This is a genomic window from Mesorhizobium sp. LEGMi-168a (assembly GCF_058312955.1).
The window spans coordinates 1-14,521 of sequence record NZ_JBZEGV010000006.1; the positions used below are offsets into that span (position 1 = coordinate 1).

At 60.3% G+C, this 14,521-nt stretch carries 12 protein-coding genes; 10 read left to right on the plus strand and 2 right to left on the minus strand.

Going from position 1 to position 14,521, the window contains the following annotated elements:
* The 3 genes from AC4FWB_RS10320 to AC4FWB_RS10330 form a co-directional block, all read left to right on the plus strand.
* Positions 1-647: NAD(P)/FAD-dependent oxidoreductase (locus AC4FWB_RS10320; protein ID WP_491025901.1), on the plus strand; the 647-nt coding region annotated here is incomplete at its 5' end.
* 17 nt (positions 648-664) lie between these two features.
* Positions 665-2,011 carry a dihydrolipoyl dehydrogenase family protein gene (locus tag AC4FWB_RS10325; RefSeq protein ID WP_491025902.1) on the plus strand — a complete coding sequence of 449 codons (1,347 nt, stop codon included), beginning with the start codon at positions 665-667 and terminating at the stop codon, positions 2,009-2,011.
* A gap of 141 nt (positions 2,012-2,152) precedes the next feature.
* Positions 2,153-2,857, plus strand: a complete 705-nt coding sequence (locus tag AC4FWB_RS10330; protein ID WP_491025903.1) for a peroxiredoxin-like family protein — start codon at positions 2,153-2,155, stop codon at positions 2,855-2,857.
* Here AC4FWB_RS10330 and AC4FWB_RS10335 read toward each other — a convergent pair.
* Positions 2,841-3,746 (minus strand): LysR family transcriptional regulator, encoded by a 906-nt coding sequence (locus AC4FWB_RS10335; RefSeq protein WP_491025904.1) that lies wholly within the window; start codon positions 3,744-3,746, stop codon positions 2,841-2,843. The two genes, AC4FWB_RS10330 and AC4FWB_RS10335, sit on opposite strands and share 17 nt — an antisense overlap.
* 568 nt (positions 3,747-4,314) lie before the next feature.
* The gene (locus AC4FWB_RS10340) at positions 4,315-5,400 is read right to left on the minus strand and encodes a GlxA family transcriptional regulator (RefSeq protein ID WP_491025905.1); all 1,086 of its coding nucleotides are present in this window, start codon (positions 5,398-5,400) and stop codon (positions 4,315-4,317) included.
* Between the two features lie 384 nt (positions 5,401-5,784).
* Between AC4FWB_RS10340 and AC4FWB_RS10345 the strand changes: the two genes are divergently transcribed.
* The 7 genes from AC4FWB_RS10345 to AC4FWB_RS10375 all read left to right on the plus strand — a co-directional run bounded on the left by AC4FWB_RS10345 (position 5,785) and on the right by AC4FWB_RS10375 (position 14,470).
* Entirely contained in the window at positions 5,785-6,654 is an 870-nt protein-coding gene (locus AC4FWB_RS10345) for a LysR substrate-binding domain-containing protein (RefSeq protein ID WP_491025906.1), read from the plus strand.
* Between the two features lie 281 nt (positions 6,655-6,935).
* Positions 6,936-7,634 carry a corrinoid protein gene (locus tag AC4FWB_RS10350; RefSeq protein WP_491025907.1) on the plus strand — a complete coding sequence of 233 codons (699 nt, stop codon included), beginning with the start codon at positions 6,936-6,938 and terminating at the stop codon, positions 7,632-7,634.
* Between the two features lie 15 nt (positions 7,635-7,649).
* Positions 7,650-9,191 (plus strand): trimethylamine methyltransferase family protein, encoded by a 1,542-nt coding sequence (locus AC4FWB_RS10355; protein WP_491025908.1) that lies wholly within the window; start codon positions 7,650-7,652, stop codon positions 9,189-9,191.
* A 131-nt stretch (positions 9,192-9,322) separates the two neighbouring features.
* On the plus strand, positions 9,323-10,318 hold the full coding sequence (locus AC4FWB_RS10360) for a glycine betaine ABC transporter substrate-binding protein (RefSeq protein ID WP_491025909.1): 996 nt from the start codon (positions 9,323-9,325) through the stop codon (positions 10,316-10,318).
* A 121-nt stretch (positions 10,319-10,439) separates the two neighbouring features.
* Complete coding sequence (locus tag AC4FWB_RS10365) at positions 10,440-11,327, plus strand: ABC transporter permease (protein ID WP_491025910.1); 888 nt, start codon at positions 10,440-10,442, stop codon at positions 11,325-11,327.
* A complete protein-coding gene (locus AC4FWB_RS10370; RefSeq protein ID WP_491025911.1) occupies positions 11,320-12,372 on the plus strand; it encodes a quaternary amine ABC transporter ATP-binding protein in 1,053 nt (350 codons plus the stop codon). The genes AC4FWB_RS10365 and AC4FWB_RS10370 overlap by 8 nt, the downstream gene beginning before the upstream one ends.
* A 61-nt stretch (positions 12,373-12,433) precedes the next feature.
* Positions 12,434-14,470: an oxidoreductase gene (locus AC4FWB_RS10375; RefSeq protein WP_491025912.1), complete on the plus strand. Its 2,037-nt coding sequence runs from the start codon at positions 12,434-12,436 to the stop codon at positions 14,468-14,470.
* Positions 14,471-14,521: the final 51 nt, after the last annotated feature.

Sequence of the window (14,521 nt, forward strand, 5' to 3'; positions counted from 1 at the left end):
CGGGGCCGCGCATCCTGCCTGCTCTTCCGGAGCACATGGCGCGCGCCTCGGCACACCTGCTGATCAAGCTGGGCGTGCAGATCCGATGCGGCATCAAGGTCACCGAGGTGACCGAGGACGGTATCCGGCTCGGCGAAAAGCTTTTTGTGCCGGCCGAATTGGTAGTCTGGGCGGCCGGGATCAAGGCGCCGGATTTCCTGAAAAGTCTCGACGGCCTCGAGACCGACCGCATCAACCGACTGGTGGTGGACGAGACTTTGTGTGCCGTCGGAGACGCGAACATATTCGCTGTCGGAGACTGCGCCCACTGCGTCCTACCGGGCCAAGACAATGCCTTGCCGCCCCGGGCCCAGACGGCTCATCAACAGGCCGACCATCTGGTGAGGGTGGTTGCCGCGCGTCTCGCGGGACGGTCCGCGCCGGCATTCCGCTATCGCGACTACGGCTCCCTCGTATCGCTCGCCGACTATGGTGCGTTCGGCAGCCTGATTGGTGGGCTGAGGATCGAAGGCCTCCTTGCCCGTCTCATGTATCGCTCGCTCCACAAGATGCATCTGAAGGCAGTGCACGGCCTTGCGAAGACGGCGCTGGATTCGATCGGCGAGATGGTGGTCAGGCGCACCAGACCCCGGATCAAGCTTCATTGAGCGGCGGAGGTGCTGCGATGGAAAAGTATGACGTGGTGATCCTGGGCGGCGGCAATGCCGGAATGGGCGTGACGGTTGCTACGCGCGCAGCCGGGCTGTCGGTTGCCATGATAGAGCCACGCGACCTAGGCGGCACCTGTCCCAATCGCGGCTGCACGCCAAAGAAGGTCTTGGTTGCGGCAGCCCATGTTCTCGACGAGATCGACAGGGCCGATCGTCACGCGATCACCGTCGATAGACCGCGGCTCGACTGGCGGGCGTTGATCGAGCGGGAAAAGGCAATCGTCCGGGACATTCCGTCCCGACTGTCCGGATTGATGGCCAAGCGTGGTGTTGATGTCATCCCCGGTGAGGCCGTTTTCATCGGCAGCAATGCCATCCGCGTCAATGACCGGCAGCTCGAGGCCCGAAACATCGTCATCGCCACCGGCTCCAAGCCGCGCCCGCTGCCGATCCCGGGCGCCGAGCACCTGACCTTTTCCGACGATGTCCTGAACGACCCGGAGCTGCCCGGCGCCGTGGTCTTTATCGGCGGCGGCGTGATTGCCTTCGAGCTGGGCCACGTCTATGCGCGCGCCGGCGTAGACGTCACGATCCTTGAAGCGCTGCCACAGTTGCTAGGAGGTTTCGATGCGGATGCCGTTGCTCAGCTCGGCGGCGAGAGCGAACGCTTGGGGATCAGTATCCACACAAAGGCGTGGATCAAGAGTGTCGACAAGGCCGACGGGCGATTGCGAGTGAGCTTCGCAAAGGACGGCATCGACTATCTGGTGAACGCGGATCGCGTCATCAATTGCGCCGGGCGCGTTGCCAATGTCGAGAGCCTCGATCTTGGCGCTGGCGTCGTCGTGCATCGCGAAGGCCGCATCGAAATCGACGATCATCTGCGCTCGCGCTCCAACCCTGACGTCTATGTCTGCGGCGACGCGGTCTGGAATTCTCCGCAGCTTTCGCCCGTGGCGACTTACGAGGGCGGTATCGTCGGCCGCAACATCGTCGACGGCCCGAGACACCGCCCGGACTACGCCCACATACCAGCGTCGCTCTACACCGTCCCGGCCCTGGCCAGCGTCGGGCTGACCGAAGCAAAGGCGAGAGAGCAGGGACTTCGCGTCAAGGTCCACGTCAATGACATGCAAGGCTGGCTGTCCGCGAGGACCCATGCCGAGACCCTTGCGTGGTCGAAGATCATTGTCGAGGAAACCACGGAGCGGATCGTCGGCGCCCACATCCTGGGTCATGCCGGGGAGGAACTGATCCATATCTTCGCGCTGGCCATGAGGCATGGCATCACGGCATCGCAGCTGGGTGAGATGGTCTACGGCTTTCCGACTTTTTCCGCCGATATCAGGAACATGATGTAACGCATCGAGGGTGGGCCGCGAACAGGATAGGACGTGCTCCACGCGTCGATGCACACGGGGCATCGAAACCATGCAAGAAAAACATCGCCGTGGCCGGGGGGCTTCGATGATAGGCTGGAGGCAATCGACGAAAGCGCAGACATGGCCGCCGACGACCAAGCAAAGACATTCGAAGAAGCCGTTCAGGCTGCCATAGAACTCGACGCACCCCTGAACGAACGGCTGGCGGTGATTGCCGCGGCGGTGCGTCGCCTCAACGCCGAATTCGCGGACGCCGTGGACCGCCTGGTGGATCGCCTCGAGAAACAGGAGGCGGGAGCCATGGCACCGGCTCCCGGCGACGCCATGCCAGGCTTCCTGCTGCCCGACGACGAGGGCAAGCTCGTCGGCCTGGCCGACATCCTTGCCAAGGGGCCGGCCGTCGTCACTTTTCAGCGTGGCCATTGGTGTCCCTATTGCCGCTTGAACGCGGTCGGAATCGTCGAGGCTCAGCAGGAAATCGTGTCGCTGGGCGGACAGGTCGCCGTGATCATGCCCGAGCGGCGCAAGTTTGCGAAGGCGATGAAGGCGGCCGTGGGCGCTGATTTTCCGTTCCTGACCGACATGGACAATGGCTATGCCCTCTCGCTCAACCTTGCGATCTGGATCGGGGCCGAGATGGAGCGGCTGATGGGCGTTGCGTATGATCTGCCAAACTACCAGGGCAACGCCAGCTGGTTCCTCCCGATCCCCGCAACCTTCATCGTCGGAACGGATGGCGTCATCTCGGATCGCTTCGTCGACCCGGACTACCGCCGGCGCATGGACATCGATGACCTGATAGCGGCGCTCAGGCGGGCTCGCTGACGCCGAAGGACGACCAGTCGGTCGACCGAAGCAGGTTGAGCAGGGTCGTGGCGACCGGAGATCTATGCCTGCCGGCAACCGCATAGACGGAAACGATCCGCGAGACATCGAGGTCGCGAAGCTTGAGCCGGCGGGTGTTCGGGGATTTGGGTGCCGTTAGCGAGACAAAGCCAACCCCGGCGTTGGCCTCCAGCAACGCCAGCAGATCCTGGTCGGTCTCCACTTCGTGGGCGGTTCGGGGGGTGAGGCCTTTCGCGGAAAGGCTACGGGACAGTTCCTCGCTGGTTTCCCAGTCGATCCGGCTGAGCACAGGTTCGACGGCAAGCTGTGTCAACGCGACATCGACCTCGTTGCGCCGGGCCAGCGGATGATCGGAATTCACGGCAAGTTCGATTGCCTCCTGGAAGAGCGGCCACATGTCGAGGCGATCCCAGGCCTGCCCCAGCGGGCCGGCAACGGCCAGTTCGGCATCACCGTTCTTGAGTGCGTCCACGACGGCGGCAGGCGACCCACGGTTGATCTTGAGATGCGCACCTGGATAGGCCCGGAACAGTTCCGTGAACGGTGAAACCAGCAACGCGATGTTGACGCTGTTGGAAATGGTCACGTTGAGCGACGCGACGTCGCTGCTTTGCACCGCCTTGGCCAGTGATTTGGCTGAAGTGGCCGCATCATAGCACTGTTGCAGCAACGGCAGCATGCGACGCCCAAGCTCGGTCAGGTGCGAATGCTGGCGCTCCCGGCGAAGGAGTTCGCCGCCAAGTTCCTCTTCGAGCGTCTTGATCGCACGCGTCAATGCCGGCTGAGTGACATTGCATTCCTCGGCTGCCCTGGTGAAGTTCAGCGTGTTGGACAGGGCCAAGAAATAGCGGACCTGCTGCATCTCCATGAATTCGCCCCCTCAGCGAAATTCGTTCTATCAGCGACTACGCATGTTTGCAGGTTAGCGCAATGGCGCGGTCTCGGCAAAACGTGGCCAGTGAGAATGTCGGTTTGTGTCAGGTCGGCGCCGAAAACAGACAATCCGCTTGAGCGCCAACCTGCCGGTTGCAGGTAACCGTTCGCGCCGCCGCGGCCGCGTGGCAGTTTGTTACACAGATCAAGGATGTTTCAGCTTTGAGGCGGTCATTAATTGTTCTAAGCTATTGAAAAAATTATATTATTAGAAAAATTTCTGACGGAGAGAGCGTCTTTCGAATTCATGCATAAAGCACAGAAAAGATTGATCTTTCCGTATCGCCTGTCACGCAGCTTGTTACACGGCTGTCGGAACAATAGCGATCCGCTGCGCAACCTCTCTCTCATCTGATGGCCGACGGCTTGTGGTGTCACGAGCAATTCGTTGGCAGCGCTGCGTAGGTGCCGGATCGCATAACGACCCAAAAAGTTCTTAGCGTATTTAACGGGGGAACGGTGGATGGGTCGCCGGCATGCCGTTTCCCTGCGTGGTGCCTACCCTAGACGGCGACGTGCTGCGGCTGACTGTTGCCGGCATAACTTCGGTCCAGCCATTTGTTGCGAGCCACGACGCGAATGGAATTCGGAGCGTCTCCAAAATGTTCGCGGAAGGCCTTTGAAAAATGGGAAGGAGACTCGAAGCCGCAGGCGATGGCGATCTCGAGGATTCGAAGCTCGGTCGAATCCAGCAGCTGCCGCGCGCGCGAAAGTCGGAGATTCAAATAGTGGCGACTGGGGCTGGTCGAGAGGTAGTTGTGGAACAGCCTTTCGAGCTGACGCCGCGATGTGCCGGCCAGATTGGCTATCCTGTTTAACGGAAGCGGCTGCTCTAGATTGCCCTCCATCAGCCGAATTGCACCGATGAGCTTGGCGCTGGTCCCCGCGAGCCGCAGACTTGAAGGCGTGGCTAGAGAAGCTCTTCCATCACGGGCGTGGTCGGCGGTCATGTAGCGGCAGACGGTCCGCGCCAGCTCATGACCAGCTTCCTTCTCGATGGTGTCGATCATCATATCGAAGGCTGCGAACCCGCCAGAACAGGTGACAAAGGCGCCGTCCCGCACGAAGAGCGTCGTCTCGGCTCTGAGGTCTTCGAACTTCTCGGACAAGGCGGCCGACTTGTGCCAGTGAATCGTGCACCTGATGCCGTCAAGCAGCCCGGATTTCGCGAGGAGCCAAGTCCCGGTATTCACTCCAAATAGGGTTGCTCCGCGCCGCGCATACAGCCTGAAAAGGGACATCACCGACGGTGTGCAAAACCGCTCGATCCCTTCGCCGGCGCAAACGACCGCGCCATCCGGCACTGTGCCGGCATTGACGGCATCTCGCTCGGACTCAACGTCGGTCGTTACTCCGACTGGAATGCCGCTCGCGCAATTGACTGGCTCACCAGAGAGCCCGATCAGCCGCCAGGTGAAGATCTCTCGGCGCGAGAGCGCGTTGGCCAATCTCAAGGGTTCTATTAGCGACGAAAGACAGACCTGAGAAAACTCTGGGACGAGGAGGATCGCGAGGTCGTAGCAGCGTTTGTTGGACGCGAGGGGATGGATCCTCGTCACTCGCTCATCGATCAAACGGAATTTGTCCATCGAACGCTCCCGAAAGGAATAACGGTGGTCAGTGCGGCCGTCGCGACAGCTGGCCTTCATACGCATGCCATCAGGCGATGATCGCCCAAGGACGGCGGTGTGGTTGTAGGGCCGGTGACCGCGCCTCGATGCAATCCGACTTATCGGTTGGGATCATGAGCCGATTGCCAAACGCCACATGTTTGAGCCGCAAAGGCTGGAAAAGCGGATCGGTTGACACTCTGAACGCTCTCTGGTCGGATCGTTGAACGGGCGATTGAAGGGTGGTCCACTGTGAACGCCAACATTCCGCCACGCCCCATTCGGGTAAAGAGCAATTAGATTCATGGACATATGAGTCGGGACCGACGAACCTTTCGGCAATCAGTTCCCTCGTTGCACGGCTTGATCCTTTTCGAAGCCGCGGCACGCCACCTGAATTTTTCGACCGCCGCCAGCGAGCTTTCGATTACTCAGCCTGCGGTGAGTCATGGCATAAAGCAGCTTGAGGCCACTCTGGGCCATCCGTTGTTCGTCAGGGAACACCGCACTCTCAGCTTAACCACGCAGGGCGTGCGGCTGTATTCTGCCGTTTCGAGCGGCTTCGGAACCATTTCTGAGACGCTGGCCGAGATTTCCGGTGCAGTACACCGGGATAAAATCGTGGCTAGTGCTTCGGCAGTGCTTGCCACAGAGTGGCTGCTACCCAAACTGGGAAGCCTGCGCCAAGAGCATCCCAATCTGCAGATCGAGATCCGCTGCCTTGATCGCGACCCCGATTTGCCGTCGTCGAGCATCGACGTTCACATCCGTCTCGGCGACGGAAACTGGCCTGGCTGCAAAAGCGTCCTGCTCTGGCCGGAGCACATCGTTCCGGTTTGCAGCCCTGAGTTCCTCGAGCGTCATGGCCCATTCAGCTCGATACCGGAGATGGTGAGTTGCCCGCTCATCCATTACGTCGACCCGTATCGGTTCAGACTTGGCTGGGGCGAGTGGTTGCGAGCGCTTGGCGTGTCCGTCCCACCAAATTTGCCTGTCGCGTTGGAGGCCAATGACATGCTCCTCGCCCAGAAGGCGGCCGAGAGGGGCGAAGGGCTTATACTTGGGCAACGGCCGATCATCAACCAGGCGCTTAACGCTGGCCGTCTGAAGATCGCCTTCGACCATCCCTTGGAAACGGGCCGACACCACTATGCAGTGACAGCCTCCGGGCCGGGGACCCGCAGGGCGGTCGTACAGTTTCGCGACTGGCTCCTGGCAAACGCTTCCGAGTAGCCAGCCGATACGGCAAAGGCAGGACGCCGGCTTCGATGCCGCGTCTCGAAAAGTGCCACCGAAGGCCGCGCGTTCGCGCGCTCTGGCTCATACATCCATGAATCGAATTGCCCTTTACCGAACCGGCCTCGGACGGAATGCTCGACGACGTCTCTGCAGTCGGGATCTTCGATTTGATCTTGCCTGAGGCTCACAAGGCTCCGCTGGCAGCCTGGTCGGTGCCCTATTGAGCATGGGGTACCGGCCCCCTTTTTTTCGATGCGGCAACGAAAACGATCGACATGGCAGACGACGAGATCATCCTTTCCGAGCTTTCCGACGAGGAACTCGTGCAGCAGATGCACGACGACCTCTATGACGGACTGAAGGAAGAGATCGAGGAAGGCACCAACATCCTTCTCGAGCGCGGCTGGCAGCCCTACACGGTGCTCACCGAAGCGCTGGTCGAAGGCATGCGCATCGTTGGCGAGGATTTCCGCGACGGCATCCTGTTCGTGCCGGAAGTGCTGCTTTCGGCCAACGCCATGAAGGCCGGCATGGCCATCCTGCGCCCGCTGCTCGCCGCCACCGGCGCGCCCAAGCAGGGCAAGATGGTGATCGGCACCGTCAAGGGCGACATCCACGACATCGGCAAGAACCTCGTCGGCATGATGATGGAAGGCGCCGGCTTCGACGTCATCGACCTCGGCATCAACAACGCGGTCGAAAAATACCTGGACGCGATCGAGCAGCATCAGCCCGACATCATCGGCATGTCGGCCCTGCTCACCACCACCATGCCCTACATGAAGGTCGTCATCGACACGATGAAGGAAAAGGGCATCCGCGACGACTATGTCGTGCTGGTCGGCGGCGCGCCGCTCAACGAGGAGTTCGGCAAGGCCGTCGGCGCCGATGCCTATTGCCGCGACGCCGCGGTGGCGGTCGAGACCGCCAAGGACTTCATGAAGCGCAAGCACAATTTGCGCGTGGGCCAATAAGCTAGGACACTCGCAATGGAAGCTGTCGACATTTCCCCAAGCCGTCGCCGCGGTGGACGTTCGTCGGTCGTTGCAGCGCGCGCGGGCGAGGTCAGACCTCGCCTGTCGACGCTGAAATACGGGATTCAGCCAGTGGAGGTCGTGAATGCCGGGCAACTGGAGCGCATCCATCAGGCGTCTCTGGCAATCCTTCGAGAGATAGGAATTGAGTTCAGGGATGAAACCGCGCTGCGGCAGTGGCGCGAAGCAGGTGCCGATGTCCAGGGCCAACGCGTTCATCTCGATGCCGACATGGTCATGAGCCTGATCGCCAAGGCGCCGCGCAGCTTCGAAATGACATCCAGGGATCCAAATCAGCGTGTCGAAATATCGCTCGACACGATGACATTCGGCACCATGCAGGGTGCACCGAACATCCGCGATCTCGAAGGAGTGCGGCGCTCGTCGACCATCGAAGATCTTCGAAACATGAACCGGCTTACCCAGATGTTGCCTGGGTTCCACATAGCCGGCGGTTTCACCTGCGAACCGACGGACATCGCGGTTCCGTGGCGCCATCTGCACATCAATCATTCCAGTCTCGTGGAAACGAACATGCCGTATTTCGGCCTGACCACAGGCCAGGAGCGCGCGGAAGATTCGATCGCGATGGCGCGCATCGTGCACGGCAGGGAATTCCTCGAAAACAACGCGGTGATCGCGGGGCATGTGTCGGGCAACTCGCCGCTCGTTTGGGATGCCACAATGCTCGAGGGACTGCGTGTCTACGCGGAGGCCAATCAGGTTGTGTTGCTCTCGCCGTTCGTGCTGGGCGCGGCCAATACGCCAGCCGATATTCCGGCCACGGTCGCCCAACTGAACGCCGAGGCGCTGGCTGCCTTGGCATATACCCAACTCGCCGCGCCGGGCGCGAAAATGATCTACGGACAGTATTCGGTCTCGGTATCGATGCGTAGCGGCGCACCGATGTCGGGCATGCCCGAGGTCACGTTGATGAACGCCATCATCGGACAGCTTGCCCGCCGCTATGGCCTTCCGTGGAGAACCACCGCATCGCAATCTTCGGCGAAGACTTTCGACGCGCAGTCCGGATATGAGTCGGCCATTTCCTATATGTCGGGCGCCAGTGCTTGCTCGAACTTGATGATGCATGCCGGCGGATGGGATGAAGCCGGGCTCGTGTGCTGCATGGCCAAGTTCGTGGCCGACGCCGAGCAGAACCTCCTCATCGCCAAATATGCGGAAGGCGTTTCGTTTGAGCATTTCGACGACGCTCTCGAAGCGGTGCGGCGCATCGGACCCGGCGGCCATTATCTTGGCGACGCCTTCACGCTGAAGCGCTTCAAGGACGCATTTATAGCGCCGGAGATCCTCGACTATCTGAGCTACGAACAATGGCGGGTGCAAGGCTCCAGGGACATGGCGCAGCGTTGCCGCGAAAAGGCGAAGGCAATCATCGCCAGCTACGAGCAACCATTCATGGATCAGTCGGTTCGCGACGAGCTCGATGCGTTCGTGGCGAAACGCCAGGAGCAGATTTCGCCAAGCCTTGCCTAGGCATCCGGCGCGTAGGGGTAACACGGCCGCGCATGGTCTTTTTCACCGGCGCGGTGCGGGCAGTCTCACCGAACGGCGTGGGTTCGGTGTTTCGGTTCATCAATAAGCCACGCGAAAAGTGAGGAGAACAAATGAAACGATTGCTTTTTCCTGCTGTTGCTCTGGGAACCCTGCTGGTCGGAGGCGCCGCACACGCGGCTTGCGGCGACATTACGCTGGCGGTCTTCAGCTGGCAGTCGGCCGAGGCCCAGGCCTATGTCGACAAGTTCATCCTCAACAACGGTTATGGCTGTAATGCCACGACAGTTGCGGGGGACACCGTTCCAACGATCACTTCAATGATTGAGAAGGGCCAGCCCGACATCGCTCCGGATGCGGCGCCGACTTTGCTGGGTGACTTTTATGCCAAGGGAGTAGCCGAGGGTCGGGTCAGCCGAATTGGCACTTCAATCAGCGATGGATCCTTTTCCGGCTGGTATATTCCGCAATATGTTGCCGACGCTCACCCCGATATCAAAACCGTCGACGACGCCATCAAGCATCCTGAACTGTTTCCGTCTCCAGAGGATCCCTCGAAGGGCGGCGTGATCCAGGGACCGCAGGGCTGGGGCGACACCGTCGTGACGGCGCAGCTCTTCAAGGCCATAGAAGCTGACAAGAAGGGTTTTGTCCTCGTCCCGAGCGGGTCGGCAGCGGCGCTCGATGGCGCCATCACCAAAGCTTACGAGCGCAAGCAGGGCTTCATTGCGGCCTACTGGGCGCCGACCTCGCTCCTGGTGAAATATCCCATGGTCCGGCTTGAAGGCGTAAAGCACGACGATACCGAGTGGAAGCGCTGCACCTCGAAGCAGGATTGCCCGGATCCGAAGCCGAATTACTGGGCACTGACGGAAGAGGTCACATTGGCGAGCAGCAAGTTCACCGAGCGCGCCGATTTCAGCGAGGTCAAGGACTATCTCGGCAAGCGCAGCTGGACCCAGGCCGAGGTCGGCAAGGTGATGCTCTGGATGACCGACAATCAGGCAAACGGTGAAGACGGCGCCAAGTGGTTCATCAAGAACATGCCGGAAGTCTGGACGAAGTGGGTCCCGGCCGACGTGGCCGAAAAGGTCAAGGCAGCCCTCTAAAATCTAGCCAGCCGACAAGTGGGGCTTCGAGGCTTCTCGAAGCCTCCACCTGTGCAGGCCTGCGGCGCACTTGCATCCGGCGTGCGCGATCGACGGGGCATTCACGATAAGGCATCGCGATATGGATTGGCTGTTCAAATTTCCCCAATTGGATGCTGACCTGCTGTTGGCTGCCAAACGGGCAATCGATGGTTCGCTCAGGAACCTCACGCGTGTCTACGGCGACTCCATCGAAAATTTCTTCTACCCGCTTCAGCGTGTTCTGATCTTCTTTGAAGCGGTGATCTCGAGCGCGCCCTGGCCGATCGTCATCCTTGCGCTGGCTGGGGTCGCATGGTTTGCAGCGCGTCGATGGACGGTGGTTTTGGCCGTCGTCGGAACGCTGATTGCGATCGGCCTTATCGGCCTGTGGCAGGATGCGATGAAGACGATCTCGCTCGTCTTTACGGCAACGATTTTCTCCATTGCCATCGGCATACCGCTAGGCATCCTCATGAACCGTTACAGGCGCGTCGGCGGAGTCTTGCAGACGATACTCGACGTCATGCAGACGATGCCGCCTTTCGTCTATCTCATTCCGGTCGTCATGCTGTTGGGCATTGGCCGGGTGCCGGGCTTCATCGCCGTGGTGATCTACGCCATCCCACCGATCATCCGCCTCACCGACCTTGGCATTCGCCTGGTCGACAAGGAGGTCCTGGAGGCTGCCGACGCTTATGGTTGTTCGCGCGGGCAGAAGCTCTGGAAGGTGCAAATGCCGCTCGCCATGCCGACGATCATGGCCGGCATCAACCAGACGATCATGATGGCGCTTGGCATGGTCGTCATCGCTTCGATGATCGGCGTGCAGGGGCTTGGCCTCAACGTCCTGCAAGCCATCGCCAACCAGTATTTCACGCAAGGCATCTTCAACGGCTTTGCCATCGTCGGCATCGCGATCATTTTCGACCGCATCAGCCAAGCCTACGGACACCGGCTGCAGAGGCATCGGGGTGCAGCGCATGAGTAAGGGCGACGCCTCGATCGAGATCCGCGACCTGTATAAGATATTCGGCAGGTCTTCGCGGCAATACGTCAAAGCGGTCCAGGACGGCCTGTCAAAGGCCGATCTCGGCAAGCTGCATGGACATATCCTTGGGCTGAACAACATCAACATCTCGATGCCCGCCGGCAAGATCCAGGTCGTCATGGGACTGTCTGGCTCCGGCAAGTCGACGCTGATCCGGCACATCAACCGCCTGATCGAACCCACCTCGGGCTCGATCATCATCGACGGACGCAACATTCTCGAAATGTCCGAGTTGGAGTTGCGCGAGTTCCGCCGCAACCAGACGGCGATGGTGTTCCAACGATTTGGCCTTCTGCCGCACAGGACCGTCATCGACAACGTGACATTCGGCCTTGAGGTGCGCGGGATCGAGACGGCGAAATGCCGCCAGATCGCCATGCAATGGATCGATCGCGTGGGCCTCGTCGGGTTTGAGCAGCGCTATCCGAACGAATTGTCCGGTGGCATGCAGCAGCGTGTAGGGCTCGCGCGCGCGCTCAGCAATGACGCCTCGATCCTTCTGATGGACGAGGCCTACTCGGCTCTCGATCCGCTGATCAGGACCGATATGCAAACCATGCTTCTGGAATTGCAGTCGGAACTGAGGAAAACCATCGTCTTTATCACCCACGATCTCGACGAGGCGCTGAGGCTCGGCGACCGGATTGTCATCTTGCGGGATGGCTCGATCGTCCAGCAGGGCGACAGCCAGGACATCCTCTTGAACCCCGCCGACGATTACATTGCGAGGTTCGTGAAGGACGTCAATCGCGGGCGTTTCATAAGGGTCGATGCCGTTATGGATCCTGCACCGTGCTCCGAGAAGGCGTCGCTACCGAAGCTGAAGTCCGGCACCACGCTCGAGGCTGCCGCGAAAGAGTTGACGAACTCAACGCAGGACGAAGCTGTCGTTGTCGACGCTCGCGGCGAGCCCTTTGGATTGGTGTCCCTCCGGCAGATTACGGCCGCGTTGTCCTCGGCCGCCGGCGCGAAGTCGTCGACGTAGGTCCCATGAATGGGGGCCTTACGGCTGTAAATTGATGCAACTACACCTTGGCGAGAACTTCATGTCAAATGATCCACTACTTCAGCCTTTCCAGCTGAAGCATCTGACGCTTCGGAACAGGATAATGTCGACGGCGCATGAGCCTGCCTACACGGAGGACGGCCTTCCGAAAGAGCGCTATCGGCTCTACCACGCGGAGAAGGCCAAGGGTGGGATGGCGCTGACAATGATCGGCGGATCCGCCGTCGTCGATATCGACAGCCCGCAGGCATTCGGAAATATCCAACTCCACAAGGACGAAGTCGTGAAGTGGCTGGGCGAGCTTGCCGACGATGTGCATTCGCACGGCGCCGCGGTCATGATCCAGATGACCCACATGGGAAGCCGAACGGCCTGGAACAAGGCTGACTGGTTGCCGATGATCGATGCATCCCACATCCAAGAGCCGGTGCATCGGGCGTTTCCCAAGGCGATGGAGCCTTGGGACTATGAGCGTGTGATCAAGGCGTTCGCGGACAGTGCCGAGCGCGTGAAGGCATCCGGGCTCGACGGGTTTGAACTCGAGTGCGCCTCGCACCTGATCGCGCATTCATGGTCGCCGGCAACCAACAAGCGGAACGACGAATATGGCGGCTCGCTTAAAAACAGAATGCGTTTGGTCCTGGAGATCTTGACTGCAATCCGCAAACGGATCGGACGAGATTACATCGTTGGCGTGCGCATGGTTTGCGATGAGGCCATGAACAGGGGGCTGACCGCGAATGAGGGCGTGGAGATCGCCAAGCGCCTGTCTGCGAGTGGAATGATCGACTTTGTCAACGTCATCCGCGGACACGCGTCGAAAGACGAAGGTCTAAGCCACGTCATTCCCAGCATGGGCAAGCCGTCCGCGCCGCATCTCGATTTTGCCGGCGAGGTTCGGGAAGCTGTTGGCCTTCCCACGTTTCATGCCGCCAGGATTCAAGATGTTGCCACAGCTCGGCATGCGATAGCGAGCGGCAAGCTGGATATGGTCGCGTTGACACGCGCGCATATTGCCGATCCTCATATCACGCGAAAAATCATCGAAGGCCGCGAGAACCAGATCCGTCCCTGTGTCGGAATGGGTTACTGCATTGACTCGATTTATCCCGGCCAGGCGTCCTGCGTGCACAATGCGGCGACAGGTCGAGAGGCCACGCTGTCGCACGTGATTGCAAAAAGCGATGGTCCGGCCCGAAAGGTCGTCGTGATCGGCGCCGGCCCGGCGGGCCTGGAAGCGGCAAGGGTCGCCGCGGAACGAGGTCACCGAGTCAAGGTCTTCGAAGCGGGACCCAAGGCCGGCGGCCAGATTCTGATCACGTCCGCATTGAAGCGCCGGCGCGAAATCCTCGGCATCGTGGACTGGCGGCTGGCTGAATGCGACCGACTTGGCGTCGAGGTCGAATACAATCGCTACGCCGAAGAAAGCGACGTCGTACAGGAGAGGCCCGATGTTGTCGTGATCGCGACGGGGGGATTGCCCAACCTGGACTGCCTCTTCGGTGGTCAGGATCTGGCCACGACAACCTGGGACGTCCTGAGCGGCAGCGTGCCGGTGGCCAAGTCTGTGCTGCTTTACGATGACGGCGGATCTCACAATGCGATGACAGCAGCCGAGTTCATAGCGGATGCGGGCGCTGAACTGGAACTCGTCACCCCGACTAGGGTGCTGGCCGCAGACATCGGGGCGACTACGTATCCCGCCTATTTCAAGGCACTTGGCAAGGCAAAGGCGGCCGTTACGATGAATCTGCGCATTGAACGTTTGGAGCGTCGCGGCAACAAGATCGCTGCGGTCTTCCTGGATGATTACACGAAGGCATATTCGGAGAAGATCGTCGACCAGGTCGTCATAGAAAACGGGGTGACGCCGTTGGATGACCTTTATTTCGCACTGAGGCCGCTCTCGAAGAACCTTGGCGAAGTCGACTACAAGGCGCTGACCGCAATCCAGCCCCAACAGACGACCAGGAATCCTGACGGTGGCTTCCAGCTGTTTAGGATCGGGGACGCAGTCGCCAGTCGAAATATCCACGCAGCGATCTATGACGGCCATCGGTTCATGGCCGCCGTCTAGAAGCGCCGACAAACGCGAGAGCACAGCATCAGCACGGGCTCCTGCGGCCCA

Coding starts and splice junctions, on each gene's coding strand:
- AC4FWB_RS10325 (WP_491025902.1), top strand. CDS start 665: ATGGAAAAGTATGACGTGGTGATCCTGGGCGGCGGCAATGCCGGAATG.
- AC4FWB_RS10360 (WP_491025909.1), top strand. CDS start 9,323: ATGAAACGATTGCTTTTTCCTGCTGTTGCTCTGGGAACCCTGCTGGTC.
- AC4FWB_RS10335 (WP_491025904.1), bottom strand. CDS start 3,746: ATGGAGATGCAGCAGGTCCGCTATTTCTTGGCCCTGTCCAACACGCTG.
- AC4FWB_RS10375 (WP_491025912.1), top strand. CDS start 12,434: ATGTCAAATGATCCACTACTTCAGCCTTTCCAGCTGAAGCATCTGACG.
- AC4FWB_RS10330 (WP_491025903.1), top strand. CDS start 2,153: ATGGCCGCCGACGACCAAGCAAAGACATTCGAAGAAGCCGTTCAGGCT.
- AC4FWB_RS10340 (WP_491025905.1), bottom strand. CDS start 5,400: ATGGACAAATTCCGTTTGATCGATGAGCGAGTGACGAGGATCCATCCC.
- AC4FWB_RS10370 (WP_491025911.1), top strand. CDS start 11,320: ATGAGTAAGGGCGACGCCTCGATCGAGATCCGCGACCTGTATAAGATA.
- AC4FWB_RS10350 (WP_491025907.1), top strand. CDS start 6,936: ATGGCAGACGACGAGATCATCCTTTCCGAGCTTTCCGACGAGGAACTC.
- AC4FWB_RS10365 (WP_491025910.1), top strand. CDS start 10,440: ATGGATTGGCTGTTCAAATTTCCCCAATTGGATGCTGACCTGCTGTTG.
- AC4FWB_RS10355 (WP_491025908.1), top strand. CDS start 7,650: ATGGAAGCTGTCGACATTTCCCCAAGCCGTCGCCGCGGTGGACGTTCG.